This is a genomic window from Methylobacterium sp. J-077 (assembly GCF_022829365.1).
In the GTDB taxonomy this organism is placed as follows: domain Bacteria; phylum Pseudomonadota; class Alphaproteobacteria; order Rhizobiales; family Beijerinckiaceae; genus Methylobacterium.
Genome location: NZ_JAKSYJ010000034.1, coordinates 22793 through 41150, shown reverse-complemented (window position 1 = coordinate 41150; position 18358 = coordinate 22793). Strand labels below are relative to the sequence as shown.

Annotated in this window: 16 protein-coding genes; 10 read left to right on the top strand and 6 right to left on the bottom strand. The window is 70.8% G+C overall.

All coding sequences use genetic code 11. The annotated features are described in order from the left end of the window. Positions 1–272: 272 nt before the first annotated feature. Positions 273–680: a hypothetical protein gene (locus MKL11_RS01595; protein WP_243939645.1), complete on the bottom strand. Its 408-nt coding sequence runs from the start codon at positions 678–680 to the stop codon at positions 273–275. A 171-nt stretch (positions 681–851) separates the two neighbouring features. On the opposite strand from MKL11_RS01595, the gene MKL11_RS01590 reads away from it, so the two are divergent. The 3 genes from MKL11_RS01590 (at position 852) to MKL11_RS01580 (ending at position 3164) form a co-directional block, all read left to right on the top strand. Then, positions 852–1088, top strand: a complete 237-nt coding sequence (locus tag MKL11_RS01590) for a DUF4170 domain-containing protein (RefSeq protein ID WP_243939643.1) — start codon at positions 852–854, stop codon at positions 1086–1088. A gap of 174 nt (positions 1089–1262) precedes the next feature. Further along, on the top strand, positions 1263–2207 hold the full coding sequence (locus MKL11_RS01585; protein ID WP_058192852.1) for a ribose-phosphate pyrophosphokinase: 945 nt from the start codon (positions 1263–1265) through the stop codon (positions 2205–2207). A gap of 222 nt (positions 2208–2429) precedes the next feature. Next, positions 2430–3164, top strand: coding sequence for a hypothetical protein (locus MKL11_RS01580; RefSeq protein WP_409565796.1), 735 nt, complete (start codon positions 2430–2432; stop codon positions 3162–3164). 151 nt (positions 3165–3315) lie between these two features. On the opposite strand, the gene MKL11_RS01575 is transcribed toward MKL11_RS01580, so the two are convergent. Then, positions 3316–4992: a methyl-accepting chemotaxis protein gene (locus tag MKL11_RS01575; protein WP_243939641.1), complete on the bottom strand. Its 1677-nt coding sequence runs from the start codon at positions 4990–4992 to the stop codon at positions 3316–3318. A gap of 170 nt (positions 4993–5162) precedes the next feature. Here MKL11_RS01575 and MKL11_RS01570 point away from each other — a divergent pair, with 170 nt between their 5' ends. Both MKL11_RS01570 and MKL11_RS01565 read left to right on the top strand, forming a co-directional pair. Then, positions 5163–6218, top strand: a complete 1056-nt coding sequence (locus tag MKL11_RS01570) for an ABC transporter substrate-binding protein (protein WP_243939639.1) — start codon at positions 5163–5165, stop codon at positions 6216–6218. 466 nt (positions 6219–6684) lie between these two features. Continuing rightward, on the top strand, positions 6685–7386 hold the full coding sequence (locus MKL11_RS01565) for a DUF1013 domain-containing protein (RefSeq protein ID WP_243939637.1): 702 nt from the start codon (positions 6685–6687) through the stop codon (positions 7384–7386). 60 nt (positions 7387–7446) lie between these two features. On the opposite strand, the gene MKL11_RS01560 is transcribed toward MKL11_RS01565, so the two are convergent. The 3 genes from MKL11_RS01560 to MKL11_RS01550 form a co-directional block, all read right to left on the bottom strand. Next, positions 7447–8796 carry an MFS transporter gene (locus tag MKL11_RS01560; protein ID WP_243939635.1) on the bottom strand — a complete coding sequence of 450 codons (1350 nt, stop codon included), beginning with the start codon at positions 8794–8796 and terminating at the stop codon, positions 7447–7449. Between the two features lie 164 nt (positions 8797–8960). Next, positions 8961–9986, bottom strand: coding sequence for a histone deacetylase family protein (locus MKL11_RS01555; RefSeq protein ID WP_243939634.1), 1026 nt, complete (start codon positions 9984–9986; stop codon positions 8961–8963). Positions 9987–9995: 9 nt separating this feature from the next. Then, positions 9996–11351 (bottom strand): HD domain-containing phosphohydrolase, encoded by a 1356-nt coding sequence (locus tag MKL11_RS01550; RefSeq protein WP_243939653.1) that lies wholly within the window; start codon positions 11349–11351, stop codon positions 9996–9998. A 600-nt stretch (positions 11352–11951) separates the two neighbouring features. On the opposite strand from MKL11_RS01550, the gene MKL11_RS01545 reads away from it, so the two are divergent. The 5 genes from MKL11_RS01545 to MKL11_RS01525 all read left to right on the top strand — a co-directional run bounded on the left by MKL11_RS01545 (position 11952) and on the right by MKL11_RS01525 (position 16890). Next, complete coding sequence (locus MKL11_RS01545) at positions 11952–12839, top strand: LysR substrate-binding domain-containing protein (RefSeq protein ID WP_243939633.1); 888 nt, start codon at positions 11952–11954, stop codon at positions 12837–12839. Positions 12840–13058: 219 nt separating this feature from the next. After that, complete coding sequence (locus MKL11_RS01540; protein ID WP_243939632.1) at positions 13059–14252, top strand: FAD-dependent oxidoreductase; 1194 nt, start codon at positions 13059–13061, stop codon at positions 14250–14252. Between the two features lie 146 nt (positions 14253–14398). After that, positions 14399–16087 (top strand): thiamine pyrophosphate-binding protein, encoded by a 1689-nt coding sequence (locus tag MKL11_RS01535; RefSeq protein ID WP_243939631.1) that lies wholly within the window; start codon positions 14399–14401, stop codon positions 16085–16087. A 117-nt stretch (positions 16088–16204) separates the two neighbouring features. Further along, positions 16205–16459: a type II toxin-antitoxin system Phd/YefM family antitoxin gene (locus MKL11_RS01530; RefSeq protein ID WP_243939629.1), complete on the top strand. Its 255-nt coding sequence runs from the start codon at positions 16205–16207 to the stop codon at positions 16457–16459. After that, complete coding sequence (locus MKL11_RS01525; RefSeq protein WP_243939651.1) at positions 16456–16890, top strand: type II toxin-antitoxin system VapC family toxin; 435 nt, start codon at positions 16456–16458, stop codon at positions 16888–16890. Before MKL11_RS01530 ends, MKL11_RS01525 begins: the two co-directional genes overlap by 4 nt. Before the next feature lie 32 nt (positions 16891–16922). Here the strand turns inward: MKL11_RS01525 and MKL11_RS01520 are convergent, their stop codons facing one another. After that, positions 16923–18281 (bottom strand): Nramp family divalent metal transporter, encoded by a 1359-nt coding sequence (locus MKL11_RS01520; protein ID WP_409565795.1) that lies wholly within the window; start codon positions 18279–18281, stop codon positions 16923–16925. Positions 18282–18358: the final 77 nt, after the last annotated feature.

Sequence of the window (18358 nt, the reverse complement as noted above, 5' to 3'; positions counted from 1 at the left end):
TCCCTCGTGCGCCCCGGGCCACGGCCGGCGCAGGCATTCTGATGGCATCGCCGCCGCCATTTTGGATGGTCAAATGGCAGCAGCGTAGGAGATCGTTCCACGATTTCGGCGTGGACCTGAGTTTTTACACAGCCTGGGTCGTGAGCGGGCGCGACGGCAACGTCTGCTCAAGTACGCTGCCGTCCGAAAGCGGACCGGCGGAAGTCCACCCAAGGCAGCCCTTCAAACGGCCAAGCGGGTTGAATTCAGGCCCTTGGGGCGCTGCGCGGTCCTCAGCGCTTGGCGGCGGCCGCCGGGGCGGGGCGCGCGGCCGCTCCCGCCTCCATCCAGTGGCAGACCGTGGTCGTCGGCAAGGCGGCGCATTCGTAGCTCCGGTCGCCCAGGGTCACCCGGTCGACCAAGCCGGTGATGTCGCTGCGGGTCACCAGGGTGCAGCCGAGGTGGTCCGCCTTGGGATCGGCCAGCACGGACGCGGCCGCGGCGGCGCCGTCGTGCAGCAGCATCCGGTAATTGGCCAGGGACGGGCAGCCGATCACCTGACCGGCGCCCTTCCGGTCCGGACCGGTCTTGTCGTGGGCGGCCCGGTCCTGGCCGGGCCGGGCCGGCGCCTTGGCCGCCGGCTGTCCCAGCGCCGGCATGGCCGAGAGGCCGAGCGCGAGGGTGGCGACGCGGAGGAGCATGCGTGTCATCCGCCGCCCCTAGCATGAGGCCCGGGTGGTTTCGTACCCGCCGCGTCGCCGCGCCTTGCGGTGCGGTTGCGGTCCGCCGAGAAACCGTCGAAGAAGCCGTCGATGGAATCGCCGGCGCGGGGCGTCTCGCGTGCGCCGCGGACGAACGTTTGAGGAGTGGTCATGGCGACGGCGATCGATAGCGACCAGAAGCTGCATTTGGTCTTCGGTGGTGAGTTGCAGGATCTCGACGGCGTCCAGTTCCGGGACATCAAGGGCCTCGACATCGTCGGCATCTTCCCGGACTACGCCTCCGCGCAGGCCGCCTGGCGGGCCAAGGCCCAGGCCACCGTCGACAGCGCGCAGACCCGCTACTTCGTGGTCCACCTGCACCGGCTGCTGGAGCCGCCGGCCATCTGAGCGCCCTGCCCGGACCGGCCGTTCCGGGCGCGCGCCTGTGCGGCGCGCCCGTGAAGGCATTGTGACACCTCCGGCCCGCTGCTAAGAGCCTCGCCCGTCATCAGATCGATCCGGCCCGGTGCGGGCCGGTATTCGGAGCGCGGCGCGAAGCTCGGCCGCGAGTGGGCGGACGTCATGAAATCCTCGATCAAGATCATCGCCGGCAACGCGAGCCGGCCCTTGGCCGAGGCGATCGCCGCCTATCTCGAATTGCCCCTGGCCAAGTGCATGGTCCGGCGCTTCGCCGACATGGAGATCTTCGTCGAGCTCCAGGAGAACGTGCGCGGCGAGGACGTGTTCATCGTCCAGTCGACCTCGTTCCCGGCCAACGACCACCTGATGGAATTGCTGATCATGATCGACGCCGCGCGCCGGTCCTCGGCCCGGCGCATCACGGCGGTGATCCCGTATTTCGGCTACGCCCGGCAGGACCGGCGCACCTCGGGCCGGACCCCGATCTCGGCCAAGCTGGTGGCGAACCTGATCACCGAGGCCGGGGCCGACCGGGTCCTGACCCTCGACCTCCATGCCGGCCAGATCCAGGGCTTCTTCGACATCCCCACCGACAACCTGTTCGCTGCCCCCGTGATGGTGCGCGACATCAAGGAGCGGCTGCCGAGCGCCGACCGCATGGTGGTTTCCCCCGATGTCGGCGGCGTCGTGCGCGCCCGGGCCATCGCCAAGCGGATCGACTGCCCGCTGGCCATCGTCGACAAGCGCCGCGAGCGGCCAGGCGAATCCGAGGTGATGAACATCATCGGCGAGGTCGAGGGCCGCTCCTGCATCCTGGTCGACGACATCGTCGATTCCGGCGGCACCCTGGTCAACGCCGCGGAGGCCTTGCTCAAGGCCGGCGCCAAGGACGTCTCGGCCTACATCACGCACGGCGTGCTCTCGGGGGGCGCGGTCTCGCGCATCGCCGCCTCGCGGATGAAGGAGCTGGTGATCACCGATTCGATCCAGCCGACCCAGGCCGTCAAGCTCGCCCGCAACATCCGGGTGGCGACCATCGCGCCGCTGCTGGGCGAGGCGATCGGCCGGACCGCCACGGAATCCAGCGTCTCCAGCCTGTTCGACTGACCACGGCGTGGAAGAATTCGCCGCAGTGCCGGCGGCGACATCCGGCGCTATCTCGCCGGCGCGGACGCATCGCCGATCCGGGAGGAGCGGGCACTGGGTCGGACGGCACTCATCGGCATCCACGGGCTCGCCAACAAGCCGCCCCGGGATGAGAAGGCGGCCTGGTGGCGGGCGGCGATCCTGGAGGGCCTCGCCCGCAATCTCGGGAGCGCGGCGCCCGAGGTGCCGTTCACGTTCGTCTACTGGGCGGACCTGCGCTACCCCGAGCCCCTGGCCGGCGACCGCAATCGCGAGCCCTACAGCGCCGATCCCGGTACCGGCCCGTTCCCGTCCCCGGCGCAGGATCCCGCGTCCGGCGAGCCAACCCTCACCGACCGGATCTACCGCGGCCTCTCGCATCTGCAGGAGGCCACCGGGCTCACCCCGGTCGACGACCTGATCCTGGAATACCGCCTCGACGACCTCTGGGGCTATCACGAGGACGCGGCGTTCCGGAACGCGGCCCGGGCACGCCTGCGCGAGGCCCTGGCCGAGGCGGCGGACCGCGCCGTGCTGATCGCCGCGCACTCGATGGGCGGGCTGATCGCCTACGACGTGCTGCGGGCCGCCGAGCGGGACGGAACCGCCCTGCCCCGCTGCACCCTGGTCACCCTCGGCTCGCCGCTGGGGCTCGCCGAACTGAAGCTGAAGCTCGCCGCCGAGCACGGCGACCTGCGCGTGCCGGACGCCGTCACGGCCTGGACCAACCTGATGGACCGCCAGGACATCGCCACGGTGGGCGACGACCTCGCCGCGATCTACCCGCCGAACGCCGCCGGGGTGCGGATCCGCGACGTACCGGTGATCAACGCCTACCGGCGGCCGGACGACACCGAGAACCGGCACAAATCCTACGGCTACCTGCGCACCCCGGAATTCTCGAACGCGGTGGCGGCGTTCCTGGCCGCCGAGACTTGAAAATCCCGGATTCAAAAGGTCGAGACCTTTTGCGGGTGCAGGGTGGAACCCTGCTGTCGGGCTTTGCCCGATACATCAGGGGCCAAGTCCTAGAGGTCCTGCCCCGAACCCCGCCAAAGGGCTGAGCCCCTTGGAAACCCGGTTTCGGCGCTCAGGCAGCCTTCACCTCGGCCAGGAACGCCTTGACCGCCTGGTCGAGGTCGTCCGAGCCGCGGGTGAGGTCGCGGGCGGCGGCCAGGACCTGCTCGGAGGCGAGCCCGGTCTCATCGGCGCCCTGGCGCAGGTCGGCGATGCTGCCCGACACCGCCTGCGCCCCCGAGGCGGCGCTCACCACCCCGCGCACGATCTCCTGGATCGCGGCGTTCTGCTGCTCCATGGCGGCCGCGACCCCGACCGCGATGCTGCGCATCTCCGCGATAGTCTGGCCGACCTCGCCGATCGCCGCCACGGCCTGCCGGGTCTCGCCCTGGATCCGGCCGATCTGGGCCGAGATCTCGTCGGTGGCCTTGGCGGTCTGGCCGGCCAGTTCCTTGACCTCGCTTGCCACCACCGCGAAGCCGCGTCCCGCCTCCCCGGCGCGCGCCGCCTCGATGGTGGCGTTCAACGCCAGCAGGTTGGTCTGCGCGGCGATGCCGGAAATGAGGGCGACCACGTCGCCGATCCGCTCGGTGCCGTCAGCCAGCGCCCGCACGGTCGCCTCGCCCTGGCGCGTGGTCTCGGCCGCCCGGCCGGCGATCTCCGAGGTGCGGTGCACCTGCCCGGCGATCTCCTGGACCGAGGCCGACATCTCCTCGGTGGCCGCCGCTGCGGTCTGGACGTCCGCCGAGGTTCCGGCCGCCTGGGCGGTGACCGCGCCGGAGCGCTCGGTGCCGCGGGCGGCCGTGGCGGTCATCGCCTGGGCGGTGACTTCGAGCTCGGAGGCCGCCGCCGCGAGGCCCCGGCTCAGCGCGCCCGCCCGGGTCTCGAAGGCCCGGGTCAGGCGGTCGAGGGCAGCGGCGCGGCGGGCAGCGCCCTCGGCGCCGTCGGCGGCGCGGGCATCCGTCTCGGCCTTGGCGATCAGCGCGTCCTTGAACACCTGCACGGCGCCGGCCATCGCGCCGATCTCGTTGCTGCGCCCGCGCTCCGGCACCGCGGCGCCGGTGTCGCCCGCCGCGAGGCGGTGCATGGCCCGGTTCAGGGCCAGGAGCGGCCGGGTCACCCGCCGGCCGATCAGGGCCGCCAGCAGGCCGATCAGCGCGATCACCACCAGCATCCCGGCCGCCGCCCGCCAGGCCGCGTCCCACAGGATCGCCGCGGTGTCGTCGGCATAGATGCCGGTGCCGATCACCCAGCCCCAGGGGGCGAAGCCGCGCACGTAGGACAGCTTCGGGACCGGCGCGTCGGACCCGGCCTTGGGCCAGTAATAATCGACGAAGCCTTGGCCCTGCCGCTTCACGGTCTCGACGAAGTCCACGAACAAGCGCTTGCCGGTGGGATCCTGGACGCCCGCGAGGTCCTTGCCCTCGAGCTCGGGCTTCATCGGATGGGCGACCATGCGGGGCTGCATGTCGTTGATCCAGAAATATTCCTGGCCGTCGTAGCGGAGCGTCTTCACGGCCCGGATCGCCGCGCCCTGGGCGTCGGCCCGCGACAGCCGCCCGGCCCGCTCCTCGCCCTCGAAATACGCCGCCACGCCGTAGGCCGCGTCCGTCAGGTTGCGGGTCTTGGCCATGCGGTCCTGCTCCACCTGCGATTTCAGGTTGAGCAGGCCGATGCCCGAGACCACCGCGATGCCGATCAGCGCCGTGGCCGTGATGGTGTGGAGCTTCGCCCCGATGCCGATCTTCACGAGTCCGCCCCCGGGACGAAAATTTCACGCGGAGACAGTGTGCAACGTTACCGTTACCGCGCCGTGAAGACTGCCGCGGGCCTTGCGCTTAATGGCCTGAGCCTGTCCACTTGCCGTCAATAAAGGCCGGATCCGGACATGAAGCCGGCGGGGCGACGGGGAGGAACGACATGGTGCGTGCGTCGCGGGCGTTCGCGAGTCCGGGGATCTGCCGCCGCCTCTTCCGGGGCGGGCCCGCCGCGCTGCTGCTGGCCGGCCTGGCGCTCGCCATCCCGTTTGCCGTCCCGGCGAAGGCCGACGATGCCAAGGTCCGGATCAGCCGGCAGCCCGGCTTCGTCTACCTGCCGGCGGTGCTCGCCGAGCAGCACAAGCTGATCGAGAGGCAGGCCAAGGCGGCCGGCCTCGGGGATGTCGCGGTCGAGTGGGTGAACCTGACCAGCGGCGCGGCCGGCAACGACGCGCTCCTGTCGGGCAACATCGACATCGTCGACAGCGGCTCGACCAACATGCTGCTGCTCAACGACCGCACCCGCGGCGACGTGAAGGGCCTGTGCGGGGTCGGCTCGACGCCGATGCTGCTGCTCACCCGCAACCCGGACGTGAAGACGCTCAAGGACTTCTCCGGCAAGGACAAGATCGCCCTGCCCTCCGTGAAGGTCTCGACGCAAGCCGTGCTGCTGCAGATCGCCGCCAGGAAGGCGTTCGGGCCGGACGGGGCGACCCGGCTCGACCCGCTGACCGTCCAGCTCGGCCATCCCGACGCGGTGGCGGCGCTCGCCAGCCCCCAGAACGAGGTCAACAGCCATTTCTCGCTGCCGCCGTTCCAGCAGCGCGAGCTGCAGAACCCGGCGATCCACGCGGTGCTCAACTCATATGAACTCGTCGGCGAGCCGGTGAGCAACGCGATCTTCTACGCCCGCACGGGCTGGTTCACCCGCAACCCCAAGCTCGCCGCCGCCATCGTGGCCGCCATCGACGAGGCGAATGCCGAGATCGCCAAGGATCCCCTCCAGGCGGCCAAGGATTACATCGCCGCCACCAACGACAAGACGCCCCCCGAGACCCTGGTGGCGATCATGAAGGAGCCGGGGACCACCTTCTCCACCACCCCGTACGGGATCATGCTCCAGGCCCGGCACTTCTACGCGATGAAGACCATCAAGGCCGAGCCGAAGGATTGGAAGGACACGTTCTTCCCGATCGTCCACGGGCTGCCGGGGAAGTAGGGGGCTTGCTCTTCCCCGCGCGGCCGTTGTTGCTGGTCCCGGTCCGCGCTATATTGGGGAGTGGGATCGGCGGCGGCTACCGCCGATCCCTGGCATTCACCTGCTTAGGTGTAGCCAAGCCCAGAGAGGAATGGCGAGGCGGAGCCGGAAGCTCCACTCGCCATTCGCTTTTCTGGACCATGCCAGAGAGAGGACCATTCTCTGCACTCCCGGCCGCGTCGGGCCGCGTGCGGCCTTCGCGGGTGAGGCGGTCACGCTCACATCCGGTTTGTAGCCGGGCCCAGGGCGCCGGTTAATCGGCGCCAAGCGCCCGCGAACCGCCGAACCCGCGATTGCGCCCCACCCCGGGCGGCCCTATAGTGAGCCATCCCCATTCGACAGCGTGAGACGGGACTTCCGGATCTGCATCCGGAGCCCGCGGCCCGGTGCCCGGCCCCCGTCCCGCCAGGCCGGAGCACGAGAGCACATGTCCCAGGGTCCGCTGATGCCGAAGGCGACCGCCGTCTGGCTGGTCGAGAACACCTCCCTGGCCTTCGAGCAGATCGCCGACTTCTGCAAGCTGCACCCGCTCGAGGTGAAGGGCATCGCCGACGGCGAGGTCGCGGCCGGCATCAAGGGGCTCGATCCGGTCTCCACCGGCCAGCTCACCCGCGACGAGATCGAGAAGGCCCAGAAGGCGCCGCACTACAAGCTCAAGCCCGCCGTCTCGAAGGTGAAGCTGCCGGAGGTGAAGCGCACCACCAAGGGGCCGCGCTACACCCCGCTGTCGCGCCGCCAGGACCGGCCCAACGCCATCCTGTGGCTGCTGCGCAACCACCCCGAGCTGAAGGATTCGCAGATCATCCGCCTGGTCGGCACCACCAAATCGACGATCCAGCAGATCCGCGAGCGCACCCACTGGAATTCCGGCTCGCTCCAGCCGATGGATCCGGTGACCCTGGGCCTGACCACCCAGATCAACCTCGACTTCGAGGTCCAGCGCGCGGCGGCCGACCGCCCGGCCGCGATGGCGGCCGAATCCGGCGCCTCGCTCCTGCCTACCGAAGTCTCGACGGCGCCCGAGCCCGAGGAGACGGCCGAGCATGGCGGCCGCGAGGAGCGGATCGACGCCGATTCCGTCTTCGCCAAGCTCAAGGGCCGGCATCAGGATGAGGACGACGACGCGTAGCGCGTCGGAATCGAACGGTGGTTTTCGGCCCTCGCCCGTCCCAGGCGAGGGTCGGAGCCGTCAGTCCGGCAGCGGCTTTCCGGTCGTTTCCGGCATGAACCACGGCACGATCAGCCCGATCCCGTAGACGCTCGACATCGTCAGGGCCGCCGCGGCGACGCCGCCCGAAAGGGTGACGATCTGACCGGCGATGATCGGGAAGATCCAGGCGATCAGGCGCGCCCCGTTGAACACGACGCTGGCCGCCGTCGCCCGCACCGCCGGGGTGAACAGCTCCACCAGGTAGATCGCCATCCACGAGAAGGCGAAGCCAAGGGTGAAGAACCCGTTCAGGAAGGCGAGCCCCATGAACGGCACCAGCCCGCCGGTCCAGAGATAGCAGGCGAGCGAGGTGACGATGCAGCCGGCATACGTGATCAGCAGGAAGGCGCGCCGCCCGACCGCATCGGCCACGAATCCGGAGATCAGGTAGGCGGTGATCGCCCCGACATTGTAGATGATGCCCATGCGCGGGCCCCAGACGTTGGCCGGCTCCCCGGCGGCCTTGGCCAGCCCCTCCGTGTAGGCCGGCAGCCAGGACGAGACCGCCCACCAGCCGACCGTGGTCGCGAACGACATCAGGGTGGCGAGCAGGACCCGCCGGCGGCTCTCGCGCTCCCGGAAGATCTCCGTCAGGGAGAACGGACGCCGTCCCTTCGGCTGCGGGCTCGTGGCGTCCTCGGTGGTGGCGGCCCAGCGCTGCTCCCGCAGGGCCTGCATCCACTGCTCGGATTCCTCCAGGGCCCGCCGCAGGTACAGGCAGACGAGGGCCGGAAGCGCGCCCAGCGCGAACATGATCCGCCACGAGTCCGGGCCGAGCGGGTCGAAGGCGGCCAGCAGCGCCCAGACGATCGCGGCCAGCACCGCGCCGCCGCCGAAGCCCGATTGCAGGAATCCGCAGCCCTTCGGCCGGGCCCGGTTCGGCCAGGTCTCGGCGACCAGGGCGATGCCGGTGGACCATTCGGAGCCGATGGCGAGTCCGGTGATGAACCGCAGGATCGCGAGTTGCGCGAAGCTCCCGGCAAACGCCGTCAGGCCCGTGAACAGGGCGTAGCCCAGGATGGACAGCATCATCATGCGCTTGCGGCCGATATAATCGGCCGCGATTCCGCCCATCAGCCCGCCGAGCCCCCAGCCCAGGAGGGTGATCCCGATCGCCGCCCCCACGTAGAAGGCCGGTGCCTGGGCCTGCTCGGGGGTGAGGAGCGATCCGAGGGCCGGGCGCAGCGCGTAGACCAGGGCGACCGCCTCGTAGCCGTCGAAGATCCAGCCGAGGTAGCTGCCCCAGAGGATGCGCCAGTGCCGCCTGGTCAGACCGGCGTACCAGGGAGCGCTGGCCGCATCGGGCCGCCGGACGTCGCCCGCACGCATCGTTCGTGTCCTCCCGCCGGGACCGCATCCCGGGCGGCCCCTGTCCGCTCGGTATACAGGTCGTCCGCGCCGCGTCGGCGCGCGCTGAGGCTCGGACGACACTATTCGCGTCGCGCTGCGCCATATTCGCACCACGCCGTGCGGTCTCCGGGCCGCGCCGCGGCTCAGCGGGCCGCGTCGAAGGCGGCCAGGAAGGCCGTCAGGTTCTCCGGCAGGGCCGCGCAGAGATAGCCGCCCTCCTGCACGATCGCGGTGGGCAGCCCGGCGCGCGCGATCCGCTGCGCGGCCGCCGCGAATCCCGCTCCGGTCACCGTGAGCGCGCCGATCGGGTCGTCCGCGGCGGCGTCGAGGCCCAGGGCCACCACCAGCCCCCGCGGCTTGAACGCCGCGATCGCCGCGAGCCCGGCCTCCAATGCGGCGAGCCACGGGGCGTCGCCGGAGCCCGGCGGCAGCGGCAGGTTGCGGTTGAGGCCGGCGCCCGCCCCCGCCCCGGTCTCGTCGGCATAGCCGGCATAGAACGGGAAATAGTCCGACGGGTCCGCGTGGACCGAGACCGTGAGCACGTCCCCGCGCGTATAAAAGATCCCCTGCGTGCCGTTGCCGTGGTGCACGTCGATGTCGAGAATCGCCACGGGGCCGCCCCCGGTCGCCCGCATCCGCTCCGCGGCGATCGCGCTGTTGTTGAGGAAGCAGAAGCCGCCGGCCGAATCCGCGTAGGCGTGGTGGCCGGGCGGCCGGCACAGGGCGTAGGCGTGGCCGGCCTCCAGGGCCGCGTCGGCGGTCGCGACGGCGCATTGGGCCGCGCCGTAGACCGCCGCCCAGGTCCCGGCCCGGATCGGCGTCGAGGTGTCGGCGGTGTAGAGGCCGACGCGCCCGAGCAGGCCGGCGGGCGTCCGGTGCATCTGCGGCCGGGCGAAGCTGCCGGTGAGGATCTCGTCGGCGACGCCCGGAATCTCCGCCCGGCGCGCCCAGGCCTCGGCCAGGAACGCGACGTAGCCGGGATCGTGCACCGCCCGGATCGGGTCAAGGCCGTGGTCGGCGGGCTCGGCGAGGGCGTGGCCGCCGTCCCGGGCCGCCGCGTACAGGATGGCGTAGCGCGTGGCCTGCTCGGGATGCGGGATCGGCGTGCCGCGCCGCAGGTAGAGCTCGGGATCGTGCCGGGCGGAATCGGCGGTGTGGAAGACGCGCATCGGCGCAGGTTAGGCGTGTCGGCACCGCGCGTCACCCGCCCCCGGATCGAGGCTTGACGTTCGGGTTTCCAAAGCGCTCAGCCCTTTGGCGGGGTTCAGGGCAAGATCTTTCGGATTGGCCCTTGAGACACCAGGGCTCCGCCCTGGACCCGCAAAAGGTCTCGGACCTTTTGAATCCGGGATTGTCACAGATGAGCCGTGATCGGCGCCCTCATCCGTGGCGCCTTCGTCCACGACCCGGCTCGCCAGCACGGGCGTCTCGGCCGCGATCTCGCGGAGCAGGGTCGGCACCCGGGCCCAGGGCTCGGTGACGGCGTGGGCGTCCCGCCGCCCCGCGGCCCGCTCCTGCCCGCCGGCCACGAGGATATCCGGCCAGCGCGCGCAGAACGCCTCCACGCAGGCCGGGTCGAAATGGCGGCCGCTCTCGGCCCGGATGCAGGCGAGGGCCGCCTCGAACGACATCGCCTCCTTGTAGGGCCGCTGCGTGGTCAGGGCGTCGAACACGTCCGCCACCGCGACGATCCGGGCGGACAGGGGGATCTGGGTGCCGGCCAGCCCCTTCGGATAGCCGCTGCCGTCCCATTTCTCGTGATGCGCCTCGGCAATCTCGGCGCCCAGCCGGATCAGCTCGGACGAGCTGCCGCCGAGGATGCGCTGGCCGATGGTCGCGTGGGTCTTGATCACGGCGAACTCGTCCGGGTCGAGCCGGCCGGGCTTCAGCAGGATGCCGTCCGGGATCGCCACCTTGCCGACATCGTGCAGCGGCGCGGCGAGGTACAGGTTGCGGCAGAGTTCCGCGGGCAGGCCGAGGGCCTCGGCCACGATCTGGCTGTAGCGGGCCACCCGCCAGGTGTGGTCGCCGGTGTCGTTGTCGCGATACTCCACCGCCAGCGACAGGCGGAAGATGATCTCCTCCTCGCGCTCGCGCATGTGCCGCAGGGCGGCCTCGACCTCGCCGTCGAGCCAGGCGGCCTGCTCGGCCAGCCGCCGCACCGCCTTGGCGAGGCGGATCAGGTTGCGCAGCCGCACGGTCTGCTCGACGCCCCGCATGGACTTGTCGAGGAAATCGGTCGCCCCCGCCTCCAGGGCGGCGAGCCGCACCGCGTCGGAGATGTCGCTGGTGACCATCGCGATCGGCACCTGGGCGTAGTGCGGGATGGTGCGCATGCGCTGGATGAACGCGATCCCGTCCATGGCGGGCATGTGGTAATCGACCAGCACGAGATCGAAGGCGCGCATCTGCGCCTCCACAAGAGCCGCGGCCGGATCGGCGTAGTCGGTCACGCTGACGTCGGGCTTGGCCTCCAGCATCTGGCGCAGGCGCCGGCGCATGGTCGCGCTGTCGTCAATTAGAAGCGCATCCATCATCGGGTCTCGTCTCGCTTCGCGGGCACGGGCCCGGCGCGGGAAGGGCGGGGGGTCTGCGTCGCGCCGACGGGCGCGGTCACGTTCACGGGAGCCTGACGGCGCCGAGAGCCGCATGTCTCCGAAGATCGGTCGATCGAGCTGAAAGTGGTCATGATCCGATCCGGTGACGATGGCGGGTGAAGGTACCGTCCTAGATGCGGAAGGTCTCGTCGGCGAGGTGATACATTTGGAATATTGCACGTTAAAGGGGAGTAAATGGTCTCCTGCTCGCTCGGAACGGTATTTTCGATCTGTGGAATGCACAGTATCAATTCTGTACTAGAATTCGATTTGGAATTCGTGTGTGTGATTCTGAAAAAATCGATCTTCTTGGCGCCAATATCAATCGTATCGCTCTGTAAGCATGTTTTTCGATGCCTATAGTGATGTTTCTCGGCGTGTTTCGGATCCGGCTATCCGTGGGGCTCAGGGCGACTGCGGGCGACGCATCCGGCCGGAGCCGCTGACAGGCACGTGGCGCGGCGATACCGTCCCGGGCCGTCGCCACGAGGGGACGGATGGACCGGGCGGTGTCGCCTCCGGGAGGGGCCTGCGGCGATGATGCGGTTCGATCTCACCGATCTCGGCCTGTTCCGGCACGTGGTCGAGGCCGGCTCGATCACCCACGGGGCGGCGCGGGCGAACCTCGCCCTGGCGGCCGCCTCGACGCGGATCCGGCTGATGGAGGAGACCCTCGGCGCCGCGCTCCTGACCCGCGGTCGGCAGGGCGTCAGCCCGACCCCGGCCGGGCGCACGCTCCTGGCCCATGCCCGGGAGATCCTGGCCGGCGTCGAGCGCCTGCGCGAGGAGATGGCGGTGTTCTCGGGCGGCGCGGCCGGGCAGATCCGGGTGCTCGCCAACACCAACGCGCTGACCGAATTCCTGCCCGACGCGCTCGCGGCCTTCCTGGCCGGCCATCCCGGGATCGGCGTCGAGATCGAGGAGCGCACCTCCGAGGAGATCGTCGGGCTGGTGGCCGAGGGCGCGGCCGATCTCGGCATCCTGTCCGGGACGGTCGATACCGGCTCGCTCCAGACCTTCCCGTTCCGGGAGGACCGGTTCGTGCTGGTGGCGGCCCGGGACCATCCCCTGGCGGGGCGCGCCGACATCGCCTTCGTCGAGGTGCTCGGCCACGACCTCGTCGGCCTCGACCGGCGCAGCGCCATCAGCCGGTTCCTCGTCGCCCAGGCGGTGCGCGAGGGACGGCCGATGCGCCTGCGGGTGCAGCTGCGCGGCTTCGACGCCGTCTGCCGCCTGGTCGAGGCCCGGGTCGGGCTCGCGGTGCTGCCCGAGAGCGCCGCCGCCCGGGCGGCCCAGGGCCTCGCCATCGCGGTGGTGCCGCTCTCGGATGCCTGGGCGCGGCGCGACCTGACCTTGTGCCTGCGCGACCTCGACGGCTTGCCGCCGTTCATGCGCGCCTTCGTGGCGCAGCTTCGGGCGGCGTGACGCGGCAGATCCGGATTGCGGACCGGGTTCGCGCAAGGTTCAAGAATTCAATCAGAAGATGAAACGGGTCGAGGGCTCCTGCATCGTCCTGTAAGCGTATGTTTCCAGGCACTAAAAAATTACCTACGTGCTTTACGGACTTCAAGGATGCTGCCATTTGTGCGTTTTCATGCGTTCGATTTCTGACGCTACGCGCGGGACGACCTTCCGATGACAGCAATGAGCAGCGAGGCGAAGAACTACGACGTGGCCGTGGTCGGCGCCGGGCTGGCCGGGAGTTGCCTGGCCGGGGCGCTCGCCCGCGCCGGGACCCGGGTCGCGCTGATCGACGCCCAGGCCGAACGCGGTGCGGCGCGGCGCGACTTCCGGGCGGAAAAATTCGGGGCCGAGCAGATGGCCCTGTTCGAGGGCCTCGGCTTCGGCCAGGCGCTCGCCGCCTGCACGACGGCGACCGAGGAGGTCGCGGTGGTCCGCTACGGCCGGCTCGCCTACCGGGAGGCCGCCCGGGAATGGGGCGCGCATTATCCCGTCCTGGTCGGGGCGGCCCGGGCCGCCCTGCCGGAGGGGTTGCTGACCCCGGGTCGGGTCGCCGATTTCGAGCTCGGGCCGGATCGCCAGATGCTCGCCTTGAGCGACGGCCGCCGGATCGAGGCGCGCCTCGTCGTGCTCGCCACCGGGCTCGGCCACGCGCTGCTCGCCAAGGCCGGCATCACCAAGCGGGCGCTCAGCCCGCGCCACTCCCTGGCGGTCGGCTTCGACATGGCGGCGCCGCGGGCCGCCTTCCCGTTCCCCGCGATGACCTACTTCGCCGAGGGCTTCGGCGGCCGCGACGCCTACCTGACCCTGTTCCCGATCGGGGACGTGATGCGGGCCAACCTGTTCTGCTACCGCGACCCCGGCGAGCCCTGGGTCGCGTCCCTGCGCCGGGACCCGGAAGCCGTCCTGCGGGCGATGATGCCCCACCTCGGCCGGCATTGCCCGGACCTGTCGGTGACCGGCCCCCTCGAGGTCCGGCCGATCGATCTCGCCCGGGCCGACGGTGTGGAGCGCGACGGGCTGGTGCTGATCGGCGACGCCTTCCAGACCGCCTGCCCGATCCCCGGCACCGGGATCGGCAAGCTGCTCACCGATGCCGACCGGCTCGCCCGGGTCCACGTGCCGGCCTGGCTCGCCACCCCCGGGATGGGCCGCGACAAAATCGCGGCGTTCTACGCCGATCCGGTCAAGCAGGCCTGCGACGCCCGCAGCCTGCGCGCCAGCGTCTACGCCCGCGGCCTCGCCGTGGAGACGGGGGCGCTCTGGCAGGCCCGGCGCCTGCGCAACCGCGTCGCCCGCACGGCGATCCGCCTGGTCAAGGACGGGCCGCGGGCCGCCGCGGCTCTGGCACCCGGCCTGCTGCCGATCGGACTCTGACGTTCGGCTTCGTCAGGGCTCCGCCCTGACAACCCGCCAAAGGGCTCGCCCTTTGGAAACCCGATCTCGCGCCACGGGTCTTCGTCGCGGCGCGACCATGGGGTAGCGTGGCCTTGATTCCGCCGGGGGGCGGAGGAGGGTTGCGTATGTCGATCGAGACCGTGGATGCCGCCGGAAGCCGGAGGGGCGCCGACCTTCTGCTGGACGTGCTGCGCTCGGAGGGCGTGCGCTACATCTTCGGCAATCCCGGCACCACCGAATTGCCGCTGATCGACGCGCTCACCGAGGCGCAGGACATCGGCTACATCCTCGCCCTGCAGGAGGCGACCGCGGTGGCGATGGCCGACGGCTACGCCCAGGGCGCGCGCCGGCCGGCCTTCCTCAACCTGCACACGGCCGGCGGCCTCGGCCACGGCATGGGCGCGCTGTGGAACGCCCAGGTCAGCGGCACGCCGCTGGTGGTCACGGCCGGGCAGCAGGACCTGCGCCACGCCCTGTCCGACCCGCTGCTGATGGGCGACCTCGTCGCCATCGCCGACCCGGTGGTGAAGTGGGCCCGCGAGGTCACCAGCCCGGACCAGATTCCGGTGCTCCTGCGCCGCGCCTTCCACGATTGCGGGGCCGCCCCGTCCGGCCCGGTCTTCCTGTCCCTGCCGATGGACGTGATGGAGGCGATGACCGCGACCCCGGCGGGCGAGACCTCGACCATCGATCAGCGGGCGGTGGCGGGTTCCCTCGACACGCTGGCCGAAAAACTCGCCGCCATCGCGCCCGGCCGCCTGGCCCTGATCGCCGGCGACGAGATCGACGCCTCGGACGCCTCCGCCCAGGCGGTGGCCCTCGCCGACCTGCTGGCCGCGCCGGTCTACGGCTCGTCCTGGCCGGCCCACATCCCCTTCCCCACCGCCCACCCGCTCTGGGCCGGCAACCTGCCGACCCGGGCCGACGCCATCGCCGACATCCTCGGGCGCTACGACGCGGTGTTCGCGCTCGGCGGCAAGTCGCTGATCACCATCCTCTACTCGGAGGTCTCGGCGGTGCCCGCGGGGACGCAGGTGTTCCAGCTCTCCGCGGATGTCCGCGACCTCGGGCGCACCTACGCCACCAGCCTGTCGACGGTGGGCGACATCCAGGCGTCCCTGAACGCGCTGCTGCCGCTGCTGGCCCCGCGCGTGGCCGACCGCGCCGCCGCCTACGCGGCCGTGCGCGCGCAGGCGGAGACGACCCGGGCCGAGCGGCGGGCCAAGCTCGCCGCCGCGGCCGACGCCGCCTTCGACGACCCGGTGATCGCGCCGCTCGTCGCCGCCCGCGAGGTGGCCCGGGCCGTGGGGGCGCAGACCACGATCATCGACGAGGCGCCGGCGACGCTCACGCACCTGCGGACCTTCCTCGACAGCCCCTCCACCCACCAATACGCGGCGATGCGCGGCGGCGTGCTCGGCTGGGGCATGCCGGCCGCGGTCGGCTTTTCCCTCGGCATCGACCGGGCGCCCGTGGTCTGCGTCGTCGGCGACGGCGCCGCGATGTACTCGCCCCAGGCGCTCTGGACGGCCGCGCACGAGAAACTGCCGGTCACCTTCGTGGTGATCAACAATGCCGAGTACAACATCCTGAAGAACTTCATGAAGGGCCAGGCGCACTACGCCTCGGTGCGGGCCAACCGCTTCATCGCCATGGATCTCACCGACCCGCGCGTCGACTACCTGGCGCTCGCCACCTCCATGGGGGTTCCGTCCCGGCGGGTGACCCGGGCCGCCGACATCGCCCCGGCGATCGAGGCCGGGATCCGGTCCGGCGGCGCCAACCTCGTGGAGGTGGTGGTCCGGGCGAGCTGACCGGGGGGCGCCTGGGGCATCGACGAAGCAGCCGGAATGGCTCCGAGAGCTCGGCAGCCGATTGACATCGCTCGCCGGGCCTCCAATGTCTGTATGTAACGACATACGAGGTTCAGCATGAGCATGCCGACCTTCACCAGCCGCGAATTCAATCGCGAGCCCGGTCGCATCAAGCGCGCCGCGGCGGACGGCCCCGTGATCATCACCGAGCGCGGCCGGCCGATCATGGCCGTCCTTTCCTACGACGCATACGAACGCCTGAAGGCTGCCCCCGGCAACATTCTCGATGCCCTCGACATGGAGGGAGTCGGCGCTATCGACATCGACTTCACCCGGCCAGCCACGTTCCCACGCCCGGCCACTTTCGACTGATGTACCTCCTCGACACCAACGTCCTGTCCGAGCTTCGCAAGCGGAGCAGCGGCAGGATCGATCCTCAGGTGGAGAGATGGGCTACAAAGGTCGATCCCAGCAGCCTGCATGTATCCGTCATCACGGTCATGGAACTCGAACTCGGTATTGCTCAGCTGGATCGCCGCGATCCCCGCCAAGCCGCCGCTTTGCGGCTTTGGCTGCACGATCGCGTCTTGCCGGCCTTCGCCGGACGCATCCTGCCGATCGACGCCGCTATCGCGTTGCGCTGCGCCCATCTTCACGTTCCTGATCCCAGGAGTGAGCGCGACGCTTGGATCGCAGCGACCGGCCTCGCTCACAACCTGACGATCGTCACCCGCAACAGCGCCGATTTCGCCGCGACCGGCGCAACGCTGCTCAACCCCTGGCGTGAGGGCAGTCCCCTCTGACGGAAGGGGCAACAGGCTCGGCGCGGATGTTCCTATTCCAATCCCGGCACCGGCACTCCGAAGGCGGCGGCCAGCAGCACCAGGTTGAGGCCGAGCACCAAAGCCGCCCCGGCCACGGCCGCCGCCTGGGTCAGCGGGCCGTTGGCGAAGGCCCCCATCACGCTGCGGCGGCGGGTGAACACCACCAGGCCCACCATCGGCACCGGCAGGGCGAGCGACAGCACCACCTGGGACAGGACCAGGGCCCGGGTCGGGTCGACGCCGATCGCCACAACCACGAAGGCCGGCAGCATGGTCGCGAGCCGGCGGACGAGGAGCGGGATGCGCCAGCCGGTGAAGCCCTGCATCACCATCTGGCCGGCGAGCGTCCCCACCACCGAGGACGAGATCCCGGAGGCGAGCAGCGACACCAGGAAGGCGGCCCCGGCCGCCGGCCCGAGCAGCGGGGTCAGGGTGCGGTAGGCCTGGTCGATCTCGGCGACCGCGCTGTGGCCGGCATGGAAGGCCGCCGCCGCCATGATCACCATGGCGATGTTGACGAGGCCGGCCAGCAGCAGCGCCACCACCACCTCGCGGTTCGAGTAGCGCACCAGCAGGCGCCGGTCCGAATCGGTCCGGGGGCTGCCCCGCCCCTGGGTCAGACCCGAATGCAGGAACAGCGCGTGCGGCATCACCGTGGCGCCGATGATCCCGACCGCGATGGTCAGCGCCTGCGCGTCCGGGATCTTTGGGGTGACGAGGCCCTTGGCGGCGTCCGCCCAATCCACCGGGGCGATGGCGAGCTCGACCGCATAGCAGAGGCCGATCGTGCCGACCATGACGCCGATGGCGATCTCCAGCGGCCGGAACCCCTCGTGCTCCAAGAGCAGGATCGCGTAGGTGACGATCGCGGTGACCGCCATGCCGGCCATCAGCGGCATGCCGGTGAGCAGGGACAGCCCGATCGCGCCCCCCAGAAACTCCGCGAGGTCGGTGGCCATGGCGGCGACCTCGCTGATGCCCCAGGCCGCGAACCGCCCGCTCCGGGGAACCGCATCGCGAAAATGCTCGGCGAGGTTCTTGCCGGTGACGATGCCGAGCTTGGCCGAGAGCGCCTGGAACAGCATCGCGGTGAGGTTCGCCAGCAGCACCACCCAGAGCAGGCCGTAGCCGTAGCGGGCGCCCGCCTGGATGTTGGTGGCGAAGTTGCCGGGGTCCATGTAGGCGATCGACGCCGTCACGGCGGGGCCGACGAACAGCAGGAACCGGCCCCGGCCGCCCGGCCGCCCGTCGAGGCTGTCGCGGATGGCCTGCTCCGTGCGCCGGCTCATCGCCCCCGGTGCACGACCGCGGGCCGCGCCTCCCCCGGGCGTCTGGCCCTCCGGGACCGTCGCCGCGTCCGGCGTTGCCATGCCTCACCCTTTTCTCAAAGATATAGCTTGGGCTATATTCAGGGCGCCGGCCGTGTGTTTCAAGAGGGGTCGCAAGG

Coding starts and splice junctions, on each gene's coding strand:
- MKL11_RS01535 (WP_243939631.1), top strand. CDS start 14,399: ATGTCGATCGAGACCGTGGATGCCGCCGGAAGCCGGAGGGGCGCCGAC.
- MKL11_RS01595 (WP_243939645.1), bottom strand. CDS start 680: ATGCTCCTCCGCGTCGCCACCCTCGCGCTCGGCCTCTCGGCCATGCCG.
- MKL11_RS01550 (WP_243939653.1), bottom strand. CDS start 11,351: ATGGATGCGCTTCTAATTGACGACAGCGCGACCATGCGCCGGCGCCTG.
- MKL11_RS01570 (WP_243939639.1), top strand. CDS start 5,163: ATGGTGCGTGCGTCGCGGGCGTTCGCGAGTCCGGGGATCTGCCGCCGC.
- MKL11_RS01545 (WP_243939633.1), top strand. CDS start 11,952: ATGATGCGGTTCGATCTCACCGATCTCGGCCTGTTCCGGCACGTGGTC.
- MKL11_RS01530 (WP_243939629.1), top strand. CDS start 16,205: ATGAGCATGCCGACCTTCACCAGCCGCGAATTCAATCGCGAGCCCGGT.
- MKL11_RS01520 (WP_409565795.1), bottom strand. CDS start 18,281: ATGGCAACGCCGGACGCGGCGACGGTCCCGGAGGGCCAGACGCCCGGG.
- MKL11_RS01565 (WP_243939637.1), top strand. CDS start 6,685: ATGTCCCAGGGTCCGCTGATGCCGAAGGCGACCGCCGTCTGGCTGGTC.
- MKL11_RS01555 (WP_243939634.1), bottom strand. CDS start 9,986: ATGCGCGTCTTCCACACCGCCGATTCCGCCCGGCACGATCCCGAGCTC.
- MKL11_RS01585 (WP_058192852.1), top strand. CDS start 1,263: ATGAAATCCTCGATCAAGATCATCGCCGGCAACGCGAGCCGGCCCTTG.
- MKL11_RS01590 (WP_243939643.1), top strand. CDS start 852: ATGGCGACGGCGATCGATAGCGACCAGAAGCTGCATTTGGTCTTCGGT.
- MKL11_RS01560 (WP_243939635.1), bottom strand. CDS start 8,796: ATGCGTGCGGGCGACGTCCGGCGGCCCGATGCGGCCAGCGCTCCCTGG.
- MKL11_RS01540 (WP_243939632.1), top strand. CDS start 13,059: ATGAGCAGCGAGGCGAAGAACTACGACGTGGCCGTGGTCGGCGCCGGG.